The organism is Sulfurospirillum oryzae, from assembly GCF_025770725.1.
GTDB lineage: Bacteria > Campylobacterota > Campylobacteria > Campylobacterales > Sulfurospirillaceae > Sulfurospirillum > Sulfurospirillum oryzae.
In genome coordinates this window covers 105,309-128,364 of record NZ_JANZKZ010000002.1, presented here as the reverse complement: position 1 = coordinate 128,364, position 23,056 = coordinate 105,309, and the positions used below count along the sequence as shown (strand labels likewise).

At 40.3% G+C, this 23,056-nt stretch carries 23 protein-coding genes; 12 read left to right on the top strand and 11 right to left on the bottom strand.

Going from position 1 to position 23,056, the window contains the following annotated elements; translation table 11 throughout:
- Positions 1-6: 6 nt before the first annotated feature.
- Genes N0B29_RS05145 through N0B29_RS05135 form a run of 3 tightly spaced genes read right to left on the bottom strand, consistent with a single transcriptional unit; the run spans position 7 to position 1,330 of the window.
- The gene (locus N0B29_RS05145; RefSeq protein ID WP_263832638.1) at positions 7-525 is read right to left on the bottom strand and encodes a flavodoxin; all 519 of its coding nucleotides are present in this window, start codon (positions 523-525) and stop codon (positions 7-9) included.
- Between the two features lie 12 nt (positions 526-537).
- On the bottom strand, positions 538-969 hold the full coding sequence (locus N0B29_RS05140; RefSeq protein WP_263832637.1) for a NifX-associated nitrogen fixation protein: 432 nt from the start codon (positions 967-969) through the stop codon (positions 538-540).
- Between the two features lie 4 nt (positions 970-973).
- Positions 974-1,330, bottom strand: a complete 357-nt coding sequence (locus N0B29_RS05135) for a NifB/NifX family molybdenum-iron cluster-binding protein (protein WP_263832636.1) — start codon at positions 1,328-1,330, stop codon at positions 974-976.
- Between the two features lie 194 nt (positions 1,331-1,524).
- Here N0B29_RS05135 and N0B29_RS05130 point away from each other — a divergent pair, with 194 nt between their 5' ends.
- Positions 1,525-3,366 (top strand): mechanosensitive ion channel domain-containing protein, encoded by a 1,842-nt coding sequence (locus N0B29_RS05130; RefSeq protein ID WP_263832635.1) that lies wholly within the window; start codon positions 1,525-1,527, stop codon positions 3,364-3,366.
- A 2-nt stretch (positions 3,367-3,368) separates the two neighbouring features.
- Here N0B29_RS05130 and mmuM read toward each other — a convergent pair whose 3' ends face one another.
- Genes mmuM through N0B29_RS05115 form a run of 3 tightly spaced genes read right to left on the bottom strand, consistent with a single transcriptional unit; the run spans position 3,369 to position 6,946 of the window.
- Positions 3,369-4,304 carry a homocysteine S-methyltransferase gene (gene mmuM / locus N0B29_RS05125; protein ID WP_263832634.1) on the bottom strand — a complete coding sequence of 312 codons (936 nt, stop codon included), beginning with the start codon at positions 4,302-4,304 and terminating at the stop codon, positions 3,369-3,371.
- A 45-nt stretch (positions 4,305-4,349) separates the two neighbouring features.
- Positions 4,350-5,642, bottom strand: a complete 1,293-nt coding sequence (nifN, locus tag N0B29_RS05120; RefSeq protein ID WP_263832633.1) for a nitrogenase iron-molybdenum cofactor biosynthesis protein NifN — start codon at positions 5,640-5,642, stop codon at positions 4,350-4,352.
- Positions 5,630-6,946: a nitrogenase component 1 gene (locus N0B29_RS05115; RefSeq protein WP_263832632.1), complete on the bottom strand. Its 1,317-nt coding sequence runs from the start codon at positions 6,944-6,946 to the stop codon at positions 5,630-5,632. The genes nifN and N0B29_RS05115 overlap by 13 nt, the downstream gene beginning before the upstream one ends.
- A gap of 231 nt (positions 6,947-7,177) precedes the next feature.
- On the opposite strand from N0B29_RS05115, the gene N0B29_RS05110 reads away from it, so the two are divergent.
- The 3 genes from N0B29_RS05110 to N0B29_RS05100 are packed head-to-tail and all read left to right on the top strand — an operon-like array spanning position 7,178 to position 9,146.
- Positions 7,178-7,555 (top strand): DUF362 domain-containing protein, encoded by a 378-nt coding sequence (locus N0B29_RS05110; protein WP_263832631.1) that lies wholly within the window; start codon positions 7,178-7,180, stop codon positions 7,553-7,555.
- Between the two features lie 3 nt (positions 7,556-7,558).
- Complete coding sequence (locus tag N0B29_RS05105; RefSeq protein ID WP_263832630.1) at positions 7,559-7,942, top strand: NifB/NifX family molybdenum-iron cluster-binding protein; 384 nt, start codon at positions 7,559-7,561, stop codon at positions 7,940-7,942.
- The gene (locus N0B29_RS05100) at positions 7,914-9,146 is read left to right on the top strand and encodes an FprA family A-type flavoprotein (protein WP_263832629.1); all 1,233 of its coding nucleotides are present in this window, start codon (positions 7,914-7,916) and stop codon (positions 9,144-9,146) included. Before N0B29_RS05105 ends, N0B29_RS05100 begins: the two co-directional genes overlap by 29 nt.
- On the opposite strand, the gene N0B29_RS05095 is transcribed toward N0B29_RS05100, so the two are convergent.
- The 4 genes from N0B29_RS05095 to N0B29_RS05080 form a co-directional block, all read right to left on the bottom strand.
- Positions 9,111-9,530 carry a response regulator gene (locus N0B29_RS05095; RefSeq protein ID WP_263832628.1) on the bottom strand — a complete coding sequence of 140 codons (420 nt, stop codon included), beginning with the start codon at positions 9,528-9,530 and terminating at the stop codon, positions 9,111-9,113. The genes N0B29_RS05100 and N0B29_RS05095 overlap by 36 nt on opposite strands.
- A complete protein-coding gene (locus tag N0B29_RS05090; protein WP_263832627.1) occupies positions 9,530-10,741 on the bottom strand; it encodes a sensor histidine kinase in 1,212 nt (403 codons plus the stop codon). Before N0B29_RS05090 ends, N0B29_RS05095 begins: the two co-directional genes overlap by 1 nt.
- Positions 10,729-12,510: a two-component system response regulator gene (locus N0B29_RS05085; protein ID WP_263832626.1), complete on the bottom strand. Its 1,782-nt coding sequence runs from the start codon at positions 12,508-12,510 to the stop codon at positions 10,729-10,731. Before N0B29_RS05085 ends, N0B29_RS05090 begins: the two co-directional genes overlap by 13 nt.
- 96 nt (positions 12,511-12,606) lie before the next feature.
- Positions 12,607-13,275 carry a response regulator transcription factor gene (locus tag N0B29_RS05080; RefSeq protein WP_263832625.1) on the bottom strand — a complete coding sequence of 223 codons (669 nt, stop codon included), beginning with the start codon at positions 13,273-13,275 and terminating at the stop codon, positions 12,607-12,609.
- Between the two features lie 120 nt (positions 13,276-13,395).
- On the opposite strand from N0B29_RS05080, the gene N0B29_RS05075 reads away from it, so the two are divergent.
- The 7 genes from N0B29_RS05075 to N0B29_RS05045 all read left to right on the top strand — a co-directional run bounded on the left by N0B29_RS05075 (position 13,396) and on the right by N0B29_RS05045 (position 20,353).
- On the top strand, positions 13,396-14,487 hold the full coding sequence (locus tag N0B29_RS05075) for an HD domain-containing phosphohydrolase (RefSeq protein WP_263832624.1): 1,092 nt from the start codon (positions 13,396-13,398) through the stop codon (positions 14,485-14,487).
- Positions 14,488-14,551: 64 nt separating this feature from the next.
- Entirely contained in the window at positions 14,552-15,979 is a 1,428-nt protein-coding gene (nifB, locus tag N0B29_RS05070) for a nitrogenase cofactor biosynthesis protein NifB (protein ID WP_263832623.1), read from the top strand.
- An 18-nt stretch (positions 15,980-15,997) separates the two neighbouring features.
- A complete protein-coding gene (nifV, locus tag N0B29_RS05065; protein ID WP_263832622.1) occupies positions 15,998-17,110 on the top strand; it encodes a homocitrate synthase in 1,113 nt (370 codons plus the stop codon).
- 4 nt (positions 17,111-17,114) lie between these two features.
- Positions 17,115-17,372 (top strand): hypothetical protein, encoded by a 258-nt coding sequence (locus N0B29_RS05060; RefSeq protein ID WP_263832621.1) that lies wholly within the window; start codon positions 17,115-17,117, stop codon positions 17,370-17,372.
- Entirely contained in the window at positions 17,365-18,360 is a 996-nt protein-coding gene (locus tag N0B29_RS05055) for a leucine-rich repeat domain-containing protein (protein ID WP_263832620.1), read from the top strand. The genes N0B29_RS05060 and N0B29_RS05055 overlap by 8 nt, the downstream gene beginning before the upstream one ends.
- A 35-nt stretch (positions 18,361-18,395) precedes the next feature.
- A complete protein-coding gene (locus tag N0B29_RS05050) occupies positions 18,396-19,058 on the top strand; it encodes a uracil-DNA glycosylase (RefSeq protein ID WP_263832619.1) in 663 nt (220 codons plus the stop codon).
- The gene (locus N0B29_RS05045; protein WP_263832618.1) at positions 19,055-20,353 is read left to right on the top strand and encodes a hypothetical protein; all 1,299 of its coding nucleotides are present in this window, start codon (positions 19,055-19,057) and stop codon (positions 20,351-20,353) included. Before N0B29_RS05050 ends, N0B29_RS05045 begins: the two co-directional genes overlap by 4 nt.
- On the opposite strand, the gene N0B29_RS05040 is transcribed toward N0B29_RS05045, so the two are convergent.
- Positions 20,350-20,724 carry a YbgC/FadM family acyl-CoA thioesterase gene (locus tag N0B29_RS05040; RefSeq protein WP_263832617.1) on the bottom strand — a complete coding sequence of 125 codons (375 nt, stop codon included), beginning with the start codon at positions 20,722-20,724 and terminating at the stop codon, positions 20,350-20,352. The genes N0B29_RS05045 and N0B29_RS05040 overlap by 4 nt on opposite strands.
- 189 nt (positions 20,725-20,913) lie before the next feature.
- Between N0B29_RS05040 and N0B29_RS05035 the strand changes: the two genes are divergently transcribed.
- Positions 20,914-23,019, top strand: coding sequence for a TonB-dependent siderophore receptor (locus N0B29_RS05035; protein ID WP_263832616.1), 2,106 nt, complete (start codon positions 20,914-20,916; stop codon positions 23,017-23,019).
- Positions 23,020-23,056 lie beyond the last annotated feature (37 nt).

The following is a 23,056-nucleotide window of genomic DNA, read 5'->3' as shown; positions in this document are numbered from 1 at the left end:
CTGACTTTATGAAAGCTCGCTTTGTAACTGCTCTATCCAGTTCTCAATGCGCTCACTCGTTTTGCTTTTTTCGTTAATGTTATCAATAGCTAATCCACAAAGCTTATCGCCAATTTCAGCTAAAGATGCCGTGTAGTTATAGTCTTCTTTATCCACAAAACCGATGACTTTTGCTCCTGCTTTGGTAAAGATTTGATAAAATTTACCAAGGGCTGAACAGAAATGCTCACTATGTGTTTTGCTGTCTCCAGCGCCAAAGAACGCAACGGTTTTGCCTGCAAAGCTGATATTTTCAGACGTAATCTCAAAAAGTGCGTCAACCCAACTAAAATGTACATCGCCTTGTCCCCACGTGGAAGTTCCAAGGAAAAGCACGTCGTAGTTTTCAAACTGTTCGACACTGTCAAAGTCATCTTCCATCAAGACACAATCATCGTCCTCGACCTCAAAAGCCTCTTTTAAAGCTTCCGCTATTAGTGTTGTATTGCCGCCCGCACTTGCGTAAAATATACCAACCTTTGCCATGTTCTATCCTAATTATTTTTTATACGTCTCATAAATTTCGATGGCATCTTTTAACATCTTGCCACCCTCTTTGATGAGATCTTCGTATGTTCTAAAACTGTAACGATGGGCATCTTTGAAAAATTTATTGGTGATGGCAATTTTTTCTGCTAACACCACAGCACGCCCAAACCCTTCGTGACTCATCTCCATCACCACAGAACACATTACCCCCGTTTTGAGCTCAAAAGCGAGTGCAATGGATTGGAAAATAAGGCGAATATCTTGGATCTGCATCTCATCAATGTCTGCAATAATCGGAATGTTTTTGAGTTGCTCTTTGGTTTTGATGTACTTTTCGCCAAGCACCTCTTCATCACTCTTCTTTGCCCATGTTCCAAATTGGTCAAGTGCCCGAATCTGAGAAATCAGCGTTTCGATGAACAACTTTTCAAGTTCATTCATCGCTCTATCCTCTCGCTTCTAAGATTTTTTTGATAAACGGTGGAGGATTGGTTGCCATCATGGTTTGAAGTTTATTCAGCTCTGTCTCAATACTCACAACTTCTTTGTATTTGATAGGAAAGATCTTGCCATTGACCACTTTAGCAGCCGCAGCAGGTCCAATTTCGACACAGTACATAATGTCAACGTTTTCATGTTGCAACATCTCGACTCTGCCTTCTGTTCGCTCTTCACCTGTTTGAACGACATCAAGAAGATTAAATCCTGTTGCCCCTACGTCGTACACGGCAAATTGCTCTCCTGAGCCAAAATGGGCATCAATGTTTTTAAGATCGTTTGTAAAAAACGCTACCTTGACCATCTTTTTATCCTCCTATGCTAAACGTTACACATACATTTACAAGAAGTGTTCCGTAGGTGAATATTGATACATAATTACTGAATGAGGAAATGAAGTAAGACTTTAATACCTTTTGGAATATGCTTTAAACACATTGAAGGTATAATTGTTTATGTAAAAAATATATAATTTTTATTTATCTTTGGAGAATTTAGATGGCTATGCGTATCTTAAAATCGTTTCTATTTTTAGTAGTGATGTTGTTAAACACTGCTCTTGCAGATGACCAGAACACCTCTTTAATCAATGCGGATAAATCAGTCTATGTCAATCTTTTAAAAACACTCAAAGAGTCAAAAGTATCGAATGATGAAATTGCTTTACAAAAAGTATTACTTGAAAAGCTGATTGACACGCTTCCCTCAAACGTTACTAAAAGCGTATTGAACTCACCTGAAAATCTTGATGAGTACAGCACTCTTTTTAATCGTTATATTGATGATGCTATCAAAAAAGATTCTCTTGCTAAAAAAATAAAATCTATTGATACTAAAATAAAATCCTTAACCAAAGAGATCAAAAGTTTAGATAGCAATACAACTTCAGAGCGCACACTCCAACTTCAAAGTGCTCTGTACACAAAATCATTGCAAGAGTTTAAAGATCAAAATGAAATGATCGCTAATGAAATGCTCTCTCTCGAAAAGATATTAAGTGAATCTCTAAAAAACATCCTGTTTGATCCAGAAAATCAAGCGAAAAAAACAGCAGCAATCCAAGAGGAAGCTTCAAAACTACGGGCTACCATCGATAATTTTTTGGTGCGAAAAGAGCGTTTTGAACTCTTAGGTGATACACGTGATAGAGGTGTTTCAACCGCAGCGATCAGTAGCAAAGAAGATGCTTACAACAAGGCACTTAGAGCAACGATAAGTTCTCTGTTTTTAGAATTTTCAAGCGCCTTAAAAGTCAAAGATGAAAAGGCTTTTGCGTTAGAAAAAAATATGCTTGATTGCGCTTTAACCTTAGAAAATGCCAATGTAATCAAAGAAGCGATGGCAACTCTTTTGCATGGTATGGAAAAGAACTATTTTGGCACTATCAATACAATTACAGGCACAACAACGCAAGAATTTAAAACTATTTTTAAAACAGTTTGGCTCATGTTTAGTGAACCTCTTTTTACCGTAAATGGCACACCTATTGCGACCTTTAAACTTATTCTAGCCCTCTTGATTTTTCTTATTGGTGTTTTTGGGGGTGGATTTTACAAAGCAAGTATTAAAAAAATTGCCAACAATAGCAAATCGATCAACCAAGCAACGCGAACCATTTTGGCCAATCTTGGTTATTACATTATCATTATCACTGCCTTTTTTATCGCTTTAAATGTTTTAGGTATAGACCTCTCTTCGATTGCTCTTGTTGCAGGTGCGCTTTCAGTAGGTATTGGTTTTGGTTTACAAAATATCGTCTCGAACCTTGTTTCTGGCATTATCTTGATGTTCGAGCGAAGCATTAAAATTGGTGATTTTGTTGAGCTGTCCGATACTTTACGTGGTCATGTTTTCGATATTCGTATGCGCTCCACCACACTCAATACTAACGGCAATATCGACGTCATTGTGCCCAATCGCAATTTCATTGAAAACAACGTTATTAACTGGACGATGCACGATAAAATAAAACGCTTTGATATTCCCTTTGGTGTTGCTTATGGAACAAAACCTGAACACGTCATAGAGGTTCTTATTAATGCTGTTGAAAAACGTGCGTATGGCGATGTCATGAATACCCCTGAAAAATACACCAATGTCCTTATGACAGGAATGGGCAGTAGCAGTGTTGATTTTATGCTTCAAGTATGGATACATGGTGAAGAAATCCTCGCACCAAGCAAAACGATTTCACGCTTTCTTATTCTTATCTATAACACCCTTAACGAACATGGTATAAAAATTCCTTTTCCACAACACGATTTACATATCAAAAGCATTGATGAAAATGTTCGTTTTTCGCTTGATTCAAAAGAGAAAAGGACAGAGAGTCCGAGTTAATTTTATGGTCTAACCCACTGTGCAACTTGCGCTATATCTTCGGGCGTTGTTTGACAACATCCTCCGATGATGCGTGCTCCTTTTTCATACCATGTATGCGCCATCTTCCCATACGATGCGCTTTGAGAAAGCCCATCCCATGTTTTAGTCAGCGCATTGTAGATTGACCCACCATTGGGGTAAACAATGATGGGTTTTGTTGTGACCGTCTTGATTTCACTTATGAGCGATTCGATGTATTTAGGTGCGGTACAGTTGATGCCAATAGCAATGATTTGCTTTTGGCTATCCAGAAACTGCGCACATTCACGTATACACTCACCGCTATTGATATGCGTTCCATCTTTGGCACTAAAACTCACCCACGCATACATATCGGGGAACGCTTCTAGTAGTTTACACAACGCTTGTACCTCAATCAAACAAGGCATCGTCTCAAACGCCAAAAGATCGGGTTTTGCTTCAATGAGTGTAGAGAGTCGTTTGCGATGAAAGTTCATCAGTTCTTCTTGACTCAGTCCATAATTGCCTTTAAATTCTGAGCCATCGGCTAAGTAAGCACCATAAGGTCCAACCGAAGCTGCCACTAAAGGTTTTTCTCTTTTGTCATGGTTTTTGGTTTCGCTCCAAAACGTATCGCGCACCTTTTGAGCGATTTTAACCGAAGATTGAATGAGCGCTTTGGCTTCCTCTTCACTCATACCTCGCTTCATAAAACCTTCATAACTCGCTTGGTAACTCGCCGTTGTCACGCAGTCTGAACCTGCTTCAAGATAGTCTTTATGCACTTCGCCAATGGCTTCAGGTTTTTCCATCAAAAACTTCGCTGACCAAAGCGAGTCGTTAATGTCGTAACCTTTACGCTCCAACTCCGTACCAAACGCACCATCAATGATAAGCACTTTTTGCTTTCTTAGTATTGCCTCAATAGGGTTCATACACTATCCTTCTGTTTTTAGTGAGGTAATACTATCACCACTTTTTTAATGATGTCCTAAAAGATTGGCTGTTTCGCATAAAAAGGCGCAACTGCCTTCATACAAAATGTTGTGGCGAAGGGCAACACCTACTTGCTCGTAATTGGGGAAGCCTCGAATAAGCAGGGCTTTATGATGCTTATGCGCTAAACGCTCCCCATGATAGTTGGTAATGAGCATATCTGCCGCAGAAAGGGCTTTTTCGACCTCTTCCAAATCGCCAATAACAACTTTACATGTAAAGGCTTCTTGCACCTCACTACGCTGGGAAATATACGCCTCACACGTCCCTCCAGCTTCCCTAAGCGCTTTAGAGAGGGCATAAGCACTATCGGGTTCATCGGCGATGATGATCTTTGCCTTGCCCAGTGAAAAGTGGGTATCTAAAAGTACATCTTGCAAACGTGCGCGCCATCGCTTTACGACACTGGGTACGCTTTTGCTGCCCATGTAAGCTAAAAGTTTGGCATAAAAATCATCACTCGCTTCTAAGCCCATCAGACTGTCAAAATGAAGATGCGTACTTTGAGGGTACTTTTCACAAAAAAGCTCACCGCATTTTTTAACTGAGCGACCTACCGTAATAACCACGCCCGCATCGCCTAAGGCCTCAATCTGCGCAACGCTAATGCCGCCACTGCTGAGTGCGCCTTGTTTGACACCCAAGTGTCCATCGAGCGAATCGCTCAGGTCTGGAAGAGCCAAAACTTCAAAGTCTAAAAGCTCTAACGCCTCTTTGAGTTTTTCAACTTCAATGGGGCTTAGATTGACATTGGGGATGAGAAGTGCTTTGTCTTTACGAACACGGGCACAAGGCGCAATGAGTTGCGTAATGATGTTTTGAACACTCAAACTCCACCCACTCTCAAGCCCACCCTCAAAATCAGGCGTATGCACATAGACCATTTTTTGCTTCTCTTTTAAAAGCAGTGTCGCACCTTTGATGTCATCGCCTTTGGTCTCGGTCATACCCGTTGTAAAAAGCCCCACCAAATCAGGCGTTACCTTTTTAGTGATGTTCTCAACCGCCTCAGAGATGCCCTTCTCTCCTCCATCAATAACAGCGGTAATGTCATTGACCGCAGTGGTTTGAATGGCGATAGGATCGTTAAAGTGCCTCGTGAAAAGCACCTTCGTAAACGAAGCACACCCTTGCGCTCCGTGCATCAAAGGCATACAGTTTTTAATGCCCAAAAATGCGAGCGTCGCACCCATCGGCTGAGAGAGCTTGAGAGGGTTTACATGTAAAGGTTTGAGCGTTGTGTTTTTAAACTCTTTGATGTTAATCATAGCTCCCATGGTGCCTCCTTTGCGACAAGTTTAAAGACAGGATTTGAAAGTGCGGCACAGACATCAATAGCAAGGTTTTCAAGCCCTCCGTAAGCGCCATAACTCACTTTTTTCTCTTGGTTGACATCGACAAAGGCAATGCGTTTTTTAATCGCCGTGTAAAGACTACGACCACCCGCAAGCAAAATGTCCACCTTATGCTCATCAATCAATCTTGGCTGTTCAGCACCGGGGTTTTTAAAAACGATGGGAACATATTCACTCGCTATGGCGACATCTTCTTCGGTGGCTTTTTGAACACAGGTTGCGACCACTTCGATGCCAATGTCTTGAAGGGCAGAAGCGATCGACCATGACTTATTTCCACCGGTGTTTAAGATGGCTTTTTTGCCTTTAAGCATCAAATGATAAGACTTCAAACGCTCTGTCAACTTCGCCTCTTCCTCAGCAATAACCGCTTCGGCTTTAGCGATCAATTCCGCATCGCCAAACGCGTTGACGATGGAGCGAATCGCGTTTGAGGTGTCACGTTTACCATAGAACGAGACGCTGACATAAGGGATGTTATAGCGCTCCTGCATTTTTCGGCACAAGGTGACCAAAGACTTCGCACAGACGATGACATTGAGCTTTGCTGTATGAGCTGTTTGGATCGCTTCAATGCGACCATCACCTGAGAGGGTTGAGACGATTTTAATGCCAATACGCTCCAAAATAGGCTTATACTGCCACATATCACCCGTCACGTTATAATCACCGATCAAGTTAATGCCAAACGGATGAATACTGTCAGGCTCACGCGTACCCACAAGCGCGTCCAAAACCGCTTCACCCGCAAGACGAGAGCCTAAGTTTTTACTGCCCACAAAACCGGGTGCATGCACCGCTACAATAGGAATGTTAAACTGATCTTGTGCAGTTTTACAGGTATAGTCAATGTTATCACCGATCATCGCTGTCACACAGGTTTCATAGACAAAAATTGCCTTAGGATTTTTATGCTCTACGATGTAAGAAAGAGCGTCCGCAAGCTTCTTGTCACCACCAAAAATGATGTCTTGCGTGGTGACATTGGTGCAATAGCCTAATGGAGTATTGTTTTCACCTTCATAGCTTGTAAGTGTCGCTCGAGTCTCCCATGAAGCGCCAAGACAAGTGTCGGGGCCATGCACCAAATGCACAGCGTCCGCATAAGGAAAGAGTGATATTTGCGCCCCCTCGAACGCACACCCTCCGCTTGTCGCCCCAGGTTTGGGTTTGTCACAGCTACTTTTTTTGGTTTTGTTATGAGAACAAGCACTCTCGTTTAACAAATCCTTGATCAGTTTTTTATTTACCATAATTATAGATTTGCATAATGTATTCCATTTAAGAAAATTTAGAAAAAAGTATTCTTATGGAACACCTCTTGCAAAGACAGTGGCGTGTACCTTTAAAAACCCTTACTCAACGCCCACGGTGTGATGAAGCCCTTTTCGCATTGTGGGTACATTTAAGCAAGGCTTTTTAGAGTTACTAATCCATTCCCATCAAAAGGATCCATCATGGCAGTAAGAATTACAGAACTTTGTATTAATTGTGACAGTTGTATCGACGAGTGTCCAGCAACTGCAATCGTCAGTGCAAGCGACTCACCGGTTAATGGTGACAATACCTACGTCAAACCAGAAAAGTGCATTGAGTGCTCTGATGGTACAGTGCCAAAATGTGCCGATGCGTGTCCAACAGAGGGTGCCATCGTTTGGGATCTGCCTTATACGGCTGAATACAATGCGTACTATGTGGCAGGTCATGAGAGTGGCATCTACAGCATTCGTGAGCATAAGAAAAACGGCATCATGTTCCCAGAAGTTTCACCAAAACCTTACCGTGAAGCGATCTCTATCGCTGATCGTCAAGCACACGCTCCAGTAGCAGGTTAACAGATGAAAATAGCATTTGCATCCACCGATAACATTCATGTCAATGACCACTTTGGCTGGTGTAAATGCTACTATCTCTATGAGATACAAGGCGACTCATTTATCTTTTTAAAAGCACTCGAATCACCCAATGAGCTAGCTGAAGAGAGTGATAAACTTGCCTACAAGATCGAATGCTTAGAAGATGCCAACATCTTGTGCGCTTCGCACATCGGACCACGTGCTTCACTCATGGTCAAGGGTTCTGGCATTTTTGTGCTTAAAACGGAGAAAGAGAACGAGCGCATTGATACCTTTTTAAACATGCTTATTACATTAAAAAATAGCAATCCGCCTCTTTGGATGCAAAGGTTTCTCCATGACGCATCTTCCCCTAGCCATCGCTAAGGACATCTATTTTATAGGTGTTTTTGACCCCGATATTCGAACCTTTGACATTGTTATGCGAACCGCTAATGGTTCGAGTTATAACGCGTATCTCATCAAAACTGCTGAGGGCGTTATTATTGTCGATACCGTTAAAAAAGAGTTTCAAGACGAATTTTTCCACCATGTAAATGCTTTATGCTCGTATGATGAGATCAAATACGTCATTATCCATCACATTGAGCCTGACCATTCTGGCGCATTGCCTGAGCTGATCCGCAGAGCTCCGCATGCTCAAGTGCTCATCTCACCCCAAGCCACGACGATGCTTAAAGCTCTCACCAATACCGATGAGATCAATTTTGAGACGATTTGGACGAACAAGCAGCTCACAATGGGTGGCAAAACCATCACGTTTCTCACCACACCTTATCTGCATTGGCCAGAGACAATGAGCAGTTATGTGCATGAAGATAAACTGCTGTTTAGCGGCGATGTCTTTGGCGCACACTACTACGATAAACGCCTTTTTAATGACAAAGTGGGCGATTTTTCGTACGCATTTCAGTACTATTACGACCACATTATGCGCCCTTTTCAAAGCTATGTCAGAAGTGCGCTAAAACTCTATGAGCGTTTTGAAATCGAGCTTATAGCGCCTCTTCATGGACCTATTTTGCGCGAAAAGCCACAGCAGTATATTGAAGCGTATAGGCAATGGAGTCATAAAGTCGAACATCATAAAACGGACAAAAAAATTCTCTCTATCTTTTACCTTACCAGCTATAAAAACACGCAAGAGATGGCGCAGATGATTATGGAGGGGAGTGAAAGTGTTAAGGGCGTTATAACCAATCTATATGATTTAGCGTCTATCGAAGAGCCCAATATGATTAAGATTTTAGAAGAGAGTGATGGGTTTTTGATAGGCACACCCACCATCAATGCCGATGCTCCAAAACCTGTGTGGGATCTGCTTTCGTGTTTGATGTTTTTAGATAAGCAAGGAAAATGTGCTGGTGCGTTTGGATCTTATGGATGGAGTGGTGAAGCGGTTGATCATATCTTAGCACGCCTCAAATCCCTCAAGCTTCGCGTTCCTCCGCTTGCACCCCTTAAAATAAAACTGATTCCAAGTCAATCCGAACTTGAAGAATGTTATCAGTTTGGTGTAGAGTTTGCTGAGATTTTAAATGGTAAATTGGTCGAGATCGATCTTGCCTAGGTGACTGGGAAAACAACTTTCATAAATTTTCTTAAATAATTCGTCTATATCATAAGGTTTGGTGATATAGTCATTGACCTTCAACTCTTTCGCTTGTTCAATATGACTTGTTTGGTTATGGGCTGAAGTGATGATGATAGGAATCTCTTTATTTTCAATACGAATACGTTCCATCATGCGAAAGCCACTCATAAAAGGCATTTGTAAATCGGTAATAATAATATCCGGTATATCTTTGTAGAATCGGTATAACCCCTCTTCGCCATTACGTGCAATATAAAACTCATCAAAAACCGTATCGAAAATCGAAAAAAGCGACTCTAATACATCTTTATCATCTTCTATAACTAAGGGACGTATCCCTTTTAGCCGACTCAAATCCATTATGCTAACCCTTGCAGAACAATCTCAAATTTAGCGCCCTCAGCGCCATTTACGACACTTATGCGACCATGCATGTGTTCTTCAATGATAATTTTAGTCATATAAAGCCCTAACCCAGTACCATGTTTTGCACCTTTGGTTGAGAAATAAGGCTCAAAAATATAAGGCATAACCATTTCATCAATCCCCCCGCCATTATCTTCTATCGTGATAACAACGGTATTGTTTTCCCCTCGTTTTGCCTCAACTGTAATCTGTTTTGTAAACTCACCACAACTCTCTAAAAGAACATCTTTAGCATTGTTAAGAATGTTGATGATGGACTGACCAAACTCATTCGGGAAACTTTCAACCTTCAATCCATTCTCGCCTTGAAAACTAAGCTCAATACCGTGGGCTGCAACGATTGGCCTTACCATTTCCACAGCATGCGCTAACTGTTGATTGATGTCAAAGATTTTGATTGATTTGTCAGGTTTAAAAAAGTCTCTAAAATCATCAATGGTTTTAGACATTTGCAAAATCTGGCGCATAGAGTCCTCTTTAAACTCATCCATAACACGTTCATCAAGCTTTTGAAGTTTGTATTTAAAGACAATGTTTTGTGCCAAAAGAGAGAGTACGTTGAGTGGCTGTCTCCATTGATGCGCGATCATACTGATCATCTCTCCCATTTGTGCATGACGGGATTGTTGGAAAAGCATCATCTCTTGTTGACGATTTTTTTCGATTTGTGCTTGCACTTGAATCTCTAAATTACCATTAAGTGTTTGAAGTGCATACTGTGCTTCTTTGAGTTCGCTCAGATCAATAACAGCTGAAACACGCATCGTCTTTCCAAACCCTTCCACGATAGAACCTCTCACAAGCGCGGGAAAAGGCGTTCCATCTTTACGCAACAATACACACTCATACATATCCGTATTCAACGTAGATTGTGCTTGAACCAATGCTTTTGAAGCAGGTGCAACAAAATCCAACATTGGCTTGCCAAGAATCTCTTGCTTGTCATTGCCTCCAAAGATTTTTAATGCTTGGTCGTTGATTTCGATAACATGCCCTTTTTGGGAAACAACCATTCCTTCAATGGCAAAGTCAATGAGCTGTTTAAATTTTTGACGCTGTTTTAAAAGCAGAGAGATCCACATTGCACCCAAAAGAAGGATCACTCCTATGCAAAAAAGAATAATTGTTGGTGTTAAAGACGACATTGTAGCTCCAGACAAGGTTCACCAATAAAATAGCCTTGAAACTCATCGACACCTATATCTACTAAAATATCAAATATCTCTTTTTTATGCACATACTCAGCAATTGTCTTTACATGTAAAGCTTTTGCAAAGGAGACAATGCCCTTAACAAGTTTCAACGATTTCATATCCGTATCAAGATTTTTTACCAAACTACCGTCAATTTTGAGATACCCTGGATTTAATTCCATTAAATGCGTAAAATTGGAATAACCCGTCCCAAAGTCATCAATAGCAATCGGTGCATTGTCATACTTAATGTATTTTAGAAAATTTATAATGGTATTGTAGTCGATCACTTTTTCACTCTCAACTACTTCAAAAACAAGATTGATGGCTCGGTTTTCTTCCTGCATCTGAATAATTTTTGAACGTACAAGATCTCGAATTTCTTTGTTGAGCATGTCTCTAAAGCTAAAGTTAATGGAAAATGTCACGGTAGGGTGTGCTATCATCATCTCCAACACTTTTTCGATCATACGATGACTTAGACTATCGTATTGTCGTGTGCGGCGCGCAATATCTAAAAAGTAGTAAGGCGAAACATACTGTTCTTGCTCTAACTTATCTTTGGTACGAATACGAATGAGTGCTTCGTACTTTATAATTTGTCCTTCTTGATTGCAAATAGGTTGAAAAAAAGGCACGACATTGTCTTTATCAAGCGTATCGGCAATAACATCTTGCCAATAAAAATCATTTGCTAAAGACTCTGTTTCATCTAAATTACTGGTATAGACAACAAAGTTTTTACCTGTTCTTTTTGCAAAATCAAGTGCGGTAAAAGCTTTGCTAAAAAGGTTCTCTTGATCAAATGTTACGCCCATTGAAATATTGACTAATATTTTTTCATTCAGTTCTTTCACTTTAATCTCAATGCCATCAAGGACTTCAAGGGTTTGCGTCACATCTTCGTAGATTTTTTCAGGGTCTAGTTGTGTATCAAGGCGAAGCATGACGAATTCATTTGAAGAGATACGAAAAACATCATAACAAAGAGAGGTAGCAATGGCCTTAAGATGGTGTGCAAATTCTACTAATATTTCATTCCCCGCATCAATGCCATAAAGTTTATTGTAATTTTTAAAATTATCAATGTTAATGAGAAAAAGGGAGGGAACTTCAACAGGCTGGATCTGCTCTAATATACGATCCAACGTATTTTTATTAGGCAATTTGGTTAGTGCATCGGTATGAAGTTGTTCCTCAAGTGCAGACTGTTGTAACGCAATGGTCTGCTTGAGTGAGCTCGTGTAAGCCCTATGTTCTTCTTTAATTAAAATCGTCTCAATCGTTGAAGCAAGGGAATCTAAGAGTTGGTCAAGTTCTATGGGCTTTAAAATGTAACCGTCCACACCCAAGCGAATCGTCTCGATCAAATACTCCGCATCATTATGTGCTGACGTGACAATAATAGCCGTCTCTTTACAAATTTTACGAATCTTAGCAATCAGAGCAATGCCATCCATTTTTGGCATTTTAATGTCTGTAATAACAAGGTTGTAACGTTGTGTGTTAAGCTCTTGGGTAAGACCTAAATGAGGAATCGCGATCTCGGCATCGACAAACATATCGTAACCACTTTGCCCATCGCTGGCAATATCAACAAAATCAAAAAACTCACTTAAAATAGAATGGGTATACTTTCGTGTAACTTCGTCGTCTTCAATGTATAAAATTCGCATGTTTTTACAGCGAGATTTTAAACTCTGCATTGCTGATGTATCCATCATTTGCCTCATATTTTCGGATCAATAGTTTGATTATACTCCAAAAATATGGCTTATTATCAGTTTCTTATGAGGATTATAAGGAATGTAACGCTTTTATAACACTAAACGGTATCCTGTTCCATACTCAGTCATGATATAACGTGGCTTTTTTGGATCATCTCCAAGCTTTTTGCGAATGTTTTGAATATGGTAGTTTAAAGATTGCGGTGAACTCAAAGACGAGAGATGAATTGCTAAAACATTACGATAAACAACTCTATTTTTGTTCTCTATGAGGAAAGAAAGGATTTTATACTCAATGGCTGTCAGTGAAACGGGCTTTTGATTGAGTAAAATCGTTTGGTTATTATAATCTATGGCAAGATTATTTTTATTAAATTCAAGTTTAATCATGGAACAGCGTTTCAAAATCGCCCACATGCGAACTTCGAGTTCTTCGAGCATAAACGGCTTACACAAGTAGTCATCAACGCCAAAACGAAATGCCTGCACTTTAGCTTCGAGATTAGAATGCGAGCTCAATACAATAATAGGAATAATATTTTGATTGTTGATTTGTTTAATCACTTCGAATCCACTAAAATCAGGGAGGCTAAGATCTAACAACAAAATATCATAATGTTGAGCAGAAAGCTTTAAAAGACCATCAACGGCTGTCTCTGAAATATCTAATTCAAAACCTACACTTTCCAAATACTGCGCGACCTGTCCTGCCGCCTCATAGTCATCTTCGATCAAGAGGACTTTAATTTTCTTTTGCATTGTAATAACTACTCCAAACCTTATCTTATTTTTGTATTATACATAAAGCTAATAATTTTGCAAATAATATTTTGAAACTTTTGTTATAATACTCTACATTAATTCCATTAAGAGACACCTATGAACTCAGCGGAAAAACAACTTGCTATTTTATTAGACTTTGGCAAAGTCATTAACAAAACTAAAAGTTTGAATGATGTTTTAGAATCCATTGCAAATTTTGCAAGGGACATTCTACAAGCGGATCGTTGTTCTATCTTCGTTCACGATGCACATAAAGAAGAACTCTGGTCTAAAGTGGCACACGGAACTGAACCTATCCGCATTAGCACAAAAAAAGGCGTTGCTGGCAATGCTGCTCTCTCAAAAGAGATTCAAATTGTTGTTGACGCTTACAATGACTATCGCTTTAATCAAGATGTAGATAAAAAAACAGGCTATCTTACACATACTATTCTTGCTGTTCCGCTTCTTGACAACCAAGAAAATACCATTGGTGTTTTCCAAGCGCTGAATAAAAAAGATGGCATTTTTACCAACTCAGATGCTGAACTTTTGCTGCTTATCTCCAACTACGCGGCATCCGCCATAGAAAATGCGATTTTGTATGACAAACTGCGAGACACACAAACGAAAATTATCAATAAACTAGCATCTGCTGCTGAATTTAAAGACCAAGAAACCTCTAAACACACTAAACGTGTCGGACTTTACAGTGCCCTTTTAGCCGAAAAGTATGGCTTAAATAAAGATGATATCTATAAAATTGAATTAGCCGCTCCTATGCACGATGCAGGCAAAATTGGCATTGCCGATAAAATTATGCTCAAACCCGATAAACTGAGCTTTGAAGAGTTTGAGATTATGAAAACACACTCACAACTCGGACATGATCTTCTCTTTGATGAAGAGAACGAGTACCTTAAAGCGGCCGCACTCATTGCACTTGAGCATCACGAAAAGTGGGATGGTAGTGGTTACCCTCATGCAAAAAAAGGCGAGGAAATCTCTATTTTTGGTCGTATTGTTGCCATTGCCGATGTTTTTGACGCGCTTATATCGGTTCGCCCTTACAAAGAACCGTGGAGTTTTGAAAAAGCACATGCCCTACTCAACGAAAATAGCGGTACTCATTTTGACCCTGCTTTAATAACTCTTTTTAATGAAAATATTGAAAGAATTCGTACGATTTATCAGGAGTTAAAAGACTAACCGTTCCTTTTCTAAGGAACACTTTGTGCAAACTTTAGAGTAAAGAAATTCTAAAGGATCGCACATGAGTTGTTCTTGTACATCATCCACAAACACCCAAAATGAACTTCATGCTAGCATCTTGCAAAAAATTAACAACCATCCTTGTTATAGCCAAGATGCCCACCAACATTATGCGCGTATCCACGTAGCGGTTGCTCCTGCTTGTAACATTCAATGCAACTATTGTAACCGCAAGTACGACTGCTCCAACGAGAGTCGCCCAGGCGTTACGAGCTATAAATTAACTCCTAAAGAAGCTGTTAAAAAGGTTTTACATGTAGGCGGACTCATCCAACAACTCAGCGTTGTTGGCATCGCGGGACCTGGCGATGGACTGGCAAACCCTAAGCAAACCTTTGAGACCTTCTCACTTCTTAAAAAGTACGCTCCTGACATCAAACTCTGCCTTTCAACGAATGGCTTGATGATCCATAAACATATTGATGAGATTGCAAAGTACAACATTGAACATGTTACAGTAACCCTCAACAGTGTTGATGAAAGCGGTGAAATCGGCTCCAAAATCTATCCGTGGGTATTTTACGAGCACAAAAAACACCGTGGCGTTGAGGGCGCTAAACTTTTACTTGAAAAGCAGCTTCTTGGTATTAAGATGTTGGTTCAAAGAGGTATTTTAGTTAAAGTCAATTCTGTCTTAATCCCAGGAATCAATGACGAACATCTTCATCTCGTTGCTAAAAAAGTTAAAGAATTGGGTGTTTTCATTCAAAATGTAATGCCCATCATCTCAAAACCAGAATTCGGTACTAAATTTGGCTTAGATGGCGTTCCTAGTGCCAGTCACAAACAGCTTATGAAGGCACAAGAAGCGTGTGATGTCAATGTCAAATTGATGCGCCATTGTCGCCAATGTCGCGCTGATGCGGTAGGACTTTTAGGAGAAGATCGAAGCGATGAATTTTTTAAAGAGAGTTTTGCTGACAAAAGCTTTGAAGAACTTTCGCACCATTACAACCTTAACCAACGTATGAAAACGCATGAAAACATTGAAACATGGCGAAGAGCTTTAAGAGCGGCGAATGGAAAAATCAGCCAAGAAGTTGCCAATAAAGAAGAACTGAGTTCCAATGGCAATACCATGCTTGTCGCTGTTACAACACGCGGAAATGGTCTCATTAACGATCACTTTGGAAGCGCCAAAGAGTTTCTTATCTACGAAGCGGGCGATAAGGCGATCAAATTTATCATGCACCGTAAAGTCGAAAAATCGTACTGCATGGGTAAAGAGGGATGCGATGGAAGCTATCCAATAGAAGAGATCAAAAACGCACTCTCTGATTGTCATCTTCTTTTAACCCAAAAAATTGGTGAGTGCCCACAAAAAGAGTTAGAGAGCATTCACCTGACGTGTGATGAGAGTTTTGCGGATGAGCCAATTGAGCTTTCTGTCTTAAAGGGAGTGCGTAAACACTTTTTTGCTGCTTCATAAGAAGCAAAGGAATACACGATGATTATCAACGATACCACACTTAGGGATGGCGAACAAGCACCGTATGTCGCGTTTAATACTGATGAGAAGATCGCCATTGCTTCTGCTCTTTATTTGGCAGGTGCGGATGAGCTAGAAGTGGGTATTCCAGCGATGGGAGCGAAAGAGCAAGCCGACATCAAAGAGATATTAGCCCTTGATCTGCCTCTTCGCATTATGAGTTGGAATCGTGCCACGATGAGTGACCTTGAAGCCTCGCTTGCATGTGGTTTAAAAGCCGTTGATCTCTCCATCCCTGTCTCTGACATTCTCATCGAAGCGAAGTTTGGAGGCGACAAAGCACGTCTCTTAAAAAGCCTCGAAGAAGTTTTACATGTAAGCAAAAATGAGGGTATTTTTACCTGCATCGGTGGTGAGGATAGCTCCAGAGCAGATTTGGGTTTTCTCAAAGAGGTGATGGAGCTAGGAGCCAGTGTGGGAGCCAATCGCTTCCGTTACTGCGACACCGTGGGCATTATGCGCCCACATCAAATCTATGAGCATATCTCCTACCTTTCAAGCCTCAATCTTTTAGAGATCGAAATGCACACGCATAATGACTTTGGTATGGCAACGGCGAATGCTATTAGCGGTCTTGAAGCGGGCGCTATGAGTGTTAACACAACGGTCATTGGTCTGGGTGAACGTGCAGGAAACGCCAGTTTTGAACAGGTTTTAATGAGCCTTGCGCACCTTTTTGGAGAAAATCGCGTCATCAATGCAGATGCCCTTAAACACGTGGTGCAACTGGTTGAGAAAGCTTCCAATCAGAGTATCTCTGCCACGATGCCAATTGTTGGGAAGAACATCTTTTCACACGAATCAGGCATCCATGTCAATGGTATGATCAAGCACGAAAAAGCGTATGAAGCCTTTACACCTCAAAGCGTGGGGATGAAGCGAAGTTATCCTATTGGGAAACATTCGGGCAGTTCAACGCTTCTCTTCCATTTGCGTGCTATGGGCTATGAGCCTGAAAACGAGGTCATCAACAAGATGCTTCCACAAGTGCGTGAGATGGTCACAAAGCGTAAAAAAGTTCTGAACAAAAAGGAGCTAAAAGCGCTCTATATCGCTTCAAAAGCGGGATAAATCCATGCAAGAGTATGCTTCTAAAATTATCTGTGAATGCGGACAAAAAACCATTCAAGATGCCATTGATATTTTCAAATCCACCACCCTGCCCTATAAAAAAGCCAAAAAACTGGTAACCGAATGCAACCAAACCTGTTGCAGACGCCCTTTGATGGCACTGTTTAACATGGTAGAGTTTGGTGAAATTGACTATGAAGAGATTGCCTTTTTGATCGATCAAAAAAACAATAGATTTGAGCAAGGAGAGAGTGATGAGTGAGAATATTCGCGATTTTGCACACTGGGTTAAATCCCAAGGCTTAGAGCATACTCTGCCTCGGGAACTCTCAAAACTTGAAAGCCTCACCACTCTTGATCTGAGTCGTAAAAAGCTCAAAAGCCTGCCTGAAAGCATTGGAGTGTTGCAAAACCTTAGTGTGCTTAAAATCTCGGGTAACCGCCTAAGCGAGCTTCCAAAAAGCATTTGCTCGCTTAAAAATCTTCGCAATTTACAGTGCGAAAACAATCTGTTGCAAAGCCTGCCAGAAACCTTTGGCGAACTTTTATCTTTGGTTATTTTAAACCTCAATGGCAACCAGTTAAGCTCACTTCCAAAAAGTTTTTACGATCTGACGAATTTAACACGTTTAACCCTTGCAGTCAATCGCCTAAGCCATCTAGATGGTGCTTTTAAAAACCTCAAAAAACTTTTACATGTAAGCTTGGACACCAATTACTTTAGTACTCTCCCTGATGTGTTTAGCTCAATGCAATCGCTCTATTATTTAGATCTTTCGTTCAATAAATTAACAACATTGCCCCAATCGCTGGGTGAAATAAAAGAGCTTGAAACACTCATCTTAGAGGGGAATCTTTTACAAAATCTTCCTTCATTAGAGGCACACGACATGCTGGTCAAACTCAACCTTGCCTCCAACCATCTCACCTCCATCGACTTTGACCTTTCAAAACTAGAAGATTTGCAAATCCTCTCTTTAGAAAACAACCTCTTAGAGAGTGTGCCAAATACACTGTGCAAACTCTCCAAACTTACCTCTTTGGATTTGAGTGCTAACCGCCTTAAAAACCTCCCTGAATGCATCGGAAACTTATCACATCTCTATGAACTCGATGTGGAAGAAAACCTCTTAAGTAATCTTCCAAACTCGATTAAAAATCTCAAAAATCTCAAAAATCTTTTTATAGCCAATAATAACAATCTTCAAAAGCCAAACCTGCCTTCTTTAGAGTACTGCGACGTCGAATAAGGATATTTTAACTCCTGCTTGGCTACCATATAAGAATGACTCACATTGAAAAAATAAGACTTTTAAAACTTTTGTACCAATACAGGGCGATGGGATTTGAATACTTTCAAGAGTATAGACCACTTTCTCAAAGCAAACAACCTGTCTTGTCGCACAATTTAGAAGAGCTTAAAAGCAGTGTTGCACAGTGTCATCTCTGCGCGCTATCAAAGAGTCGTAAGAACGTCATTTTTGGTGCAGGTAATCTCAAAGCTAAGGTCATGTTCATCGGCGACAATCCTGGTGTCAGTGAAGATGAAACCGGTATGCTCTTTTCGGGCAAAAGCGGTGAATTGCTTGCAAATATGATCGAAAAAGTCCTCCTCATCCCTAAAGAAGAGGTCTACGTTACCACGATCTTAAAATGTAAAACACCGGACAATCGTGTTCCAACACCCGAAGAAGTTGCGTGTTGTAAACCCTATGTGATGCAGCAGATCCAAACGATTCGACCGCAAATCATCGTTGCTCTTGGACCCGTCAGTTTTCATCATCTCACAGGTGAGTATGATACACCTATCGATAAAATACGTGGAACAGTGCTCAATTTTGGTGAAGCCAAATTGATCCCAACGTTTCACCCAAGTTTTTTACTGCGAAACCCCAGTGCGAAAAAAGAGGTTTTTGCAGATATGTTAAAAGTAAGGAGTATGTTATGAGATTTTGGTTGACATTGACCCTCAGTTTATTTATTTTTGCAGGTTGTACAACAACAAGTCCTAAACCAGAACCCTATAAACCAAGCACTTATAACCTTTCAGCCAGTGCTAAAAAAGGTGCAACTGTTAATCAAAAAAGTACAGCAACTTACCCAGGATCTGAAAAAGTAAAATCCGTTCCAACGCCAAGCACACCAGCAAGCTCAGAGACACTTCCATCTTCTGCACCAGTGACCATTGACAATACAATTAGCTCAACCACACTTGCTATGGCAACACCGACACCAAGCACTACCGTTGAAAAAACAATAGATCAACCACTTGAACCTGTTATTGCACCACCAATGGCGCGCCCACTCAATGATGACAGTACGATGATTAAAATTGCCGTTCTTGTGCCTCAAAAAACCATCAAAAAGTATGCGATCACCTCTGTTAACTCAGTCATTTCATATCTACTTTATAAAAACTACTATTTTGATCTCAATGTCTTTAACTCAGGCGATGAGAGAGAAGAATCCATTGCAAAAGCACTCTCGGACATTCAAGCCGGTGGGTACAACTATATCATTGCTCCTGTAACGCCTGAAGGTGCCAATATTATTGCAGGTCGTGTCTCAGACAAGCTTGTGTTTATCCCAACACTTACAAAATCAAACGTTCGTAGTGCAGGAAGTAACATCATCTTTGGTGGCATTGACTATGACCAGCAAATCGCATTGTTAGCTGAAAAAGCCAATGAGCGTGTAGGTACTTTTGAAGATGGCAGCAGCCTAAGTTACCAACTCAATGGAATGATTAAGAAAAACAGTAACCGTGTCTTTTATGAAAAACGTGTTGAAAATGCCAAAGTTAACTTCAAGCAACTCTTTAAAGGCAATACTTCTTTAAATAACGCATCGCTTTATCTCAACACACCGCTGGTTACATCAAGCTTGATTGCATCTCAACTTCGCGCCAATGACATTCACCCTTATGCCCTACTTTCAACACAGATCAACTACAATCCTCTGCTTTTAACACTCACTCAGTATGAAGACAGAGATCACATGTATATCGCAAACTCTATTCAAAAAGCGCCACCAGCATTGGAAGAGATCAACACCATGTTTGGACATGACATTGTTTATGACTGGGTAAATTACTCTACAACGATTGGGGCGGATTATCTCTGTCAGCAGTTCTTTGATGGTAAAATTTCAAGAACCTTTAAAGAAGGAATCTCAGGCAACCAAGTGGTCTATAACACCTCGCTTTACCAACCTGGTCGCAATGAGTTTATTCGCGAAAACTAGGTAAAAAGTCCTCTAAAAAAGGCTTTTGTCTCTTCATCAATTTTGCATGGCTTTCCCTCTTTAACATACGCAAGAGTGGAAGTCATCGCAAAGAGTTTTTCTTCATCTCTCCAAACTTCTTGTTTTAAAATCAGCGAAGCATTTTTAAGCTCAATGAGTTCATTTTTGACCTCTAAAAGATCCCCTAACTTTGCTGAACGTATAAAGTCTGCCTCAAGATGCTTGACCACAAAATGACCACCATCTATCGCTGGGCTTTTGCCATGCTCATAAAAAATGTCGCTACGAGCGCGCTCACAAAATTTGAGGTAATTGGCATGGTAAACCACACCTCCCGCATCGGTGTCATCGTAATAAACACGTGTTTTCATTTCATTCCTTATTTTAGGCATTTGTTTCATTTCTTTTATTGTACAAAACCATCTCTTTAACAGCACTTTCTATTTTAGCACTCTTTTTAAATAATACTATTTAACACTATTTTAATTTTTATTAGTAAAAATCTAGGTTTTTAAAATATAAATTAAATTTATATTGACTCATGTATTTAAGGAACGTCTATGTACCAAAATAAAAAAAAGGTTATTACATTATCTTTTTTTGCTACCATTGCACTCAATACACCTCTTTTAGCGAACGAAATAATCTTATTAGATTCAATTGAAGTTACAGCTGCTAAACAATATTATTCAACAACTGAAGAAGTAGATTCTTATACTATTGGTTCTATGAACACCTCAACGAAGTTAGATTTATCTATCAAAGAGACCCCACAAAATGTCAGTGTCATCACATCACAAGAGATGGAAGATAGACAAATCAACTCCTTTCACGATGTTTTAGCTGCTATCCCTGGGCTTACCATTAACAACCGAGGCGGTGACAACTATGTCTCATTTGTCAGGGGCTTTAGCTTGAACTACTTTAAAATTGATGGCGTACCGACGTATTCAACCGTCAATGATAAAAATTTTGACCCTATCATTTACGATAGAGTTGAGATTGTCAAAGGTGCCAATGGGCTTACCACAGGTGAAGGAGACCCATCCTTGGCGATGAACTTCATTCGTAAACATGCCAACAGTAAAGAAGTACAAGGCACCATCTCGCTCAATGCAGGCTCATGGAACGACTACTCCCAATCCCTAGATATTTCTGCACCCATAACAGAAGATAAGCATGTTAGAAGCCGTTTTATCATCAAAAATGAAGACTCGGACGCTTTTTATGACAACTTTCACAAAAAAGATAAGATATTTTACGGTATTGTCGATGCGGAGCTGGGTGATTTGACAATACTCTCTCTTGGAGCGACCTATCAAGACTTGCAAAACAAAGGTGTTTGGAGTTTTGGTTTACCTGCATTTTATACAGACAATACCTATACAAACTTTTCACGCTCCACATCACTGACACCTGATTGGACGTACTCCAACTTAGAAACCAAAGAAGTTTTTGGAAGCCTCAAACAGTACCTTTATGATGACATTTCACTCAATCTCTCGTCTTCATTTATTCGTACCAATAGAGATACCAACACCGTTCAAATCAGAGGGAAAATCAATCAAATAACAGGAGCTGGACTTAACTATAACAACTATTCCACCGAAGCGACTTTTGATGAGACCAATCTTGACGCATACCTCAGCTTTCCATTTACCACTTTTGGGCTTTCGCATGAAGTGATAACAGGTTTTTCATACAATGAAAGAACAAAAGAGCTCAGAGATAGACAAGTCTTACCAGCTCCAACCTTCAATTTCTACCACTTCACCATTCCAAATGCACTTGAATCCGTAGCATTTACAGAAAGCCCCGATGAAAAGATAGAGCAATTGGGAAGCTACCTTGCAGGACGCTTTTCGCTAAGTGAAAACCTCAAACTTATCTCTGGGATTAGAGTCTCTGACTGGAAATACAAAAAAGACGACCCATCCGTTGCAAAGAGAACCTTTAGCAGTGAATTAACACCTTATGCAGGACTTGTGTACAATCTTGATAGCTACCACTCTGTGTATGTAAGTTATACCGACATCTTCAAACCACAAAATGCCAAAGATATTTCTGGAAGCTATCTTGATCCTATCGTAGGCAAAAGCTATGAAACAGGCATTAAGGGTGAATACTTTGAAGGAAGGTTAACTACTTCGTTTTCTCTTTTCAAAATCGTCCAAGACAATGTAGCGACTAATGGCATCAAACTATTAAGTGGAGAGTGGGCTTATGAAGCCGCAAAAGGAGTTACGAGCAAAGGCTTTGAAGTCGGCGCATCGGGCGATTTGACCGATAGATGGAGTTTAGCCTTTGGTTTGGCAAATTTTTCAGCAGAAGACGCAAAAGGTGACAAGTTTAGCACCAATGCATCTCGAACAACCATGTCAGCGTTTACTAAGTACAAAGTGAACAATGAACTAAGTGTTGGTGGCGGGCTCAATTATTACAGTAAATTTTACATTGGCAGTGGAACAACCTACATCCAAGAAGGGGCATATTCACTGGTCAACCTAATGGCAAAATACCAACTTGACAAGCACACTGAACTTCAACTCAACATCAACAACCTGTTTGATAAAACTTACTATGAAGGCGTTGGCAATGGACCAGCAAACTGGTATGTTTACGGCGCACCAAGAAATGCCATGTTATCGATGAGATACTCTTTTTAATCTCGTAAACGAGGCGAATATTTTGCATATCAAGATA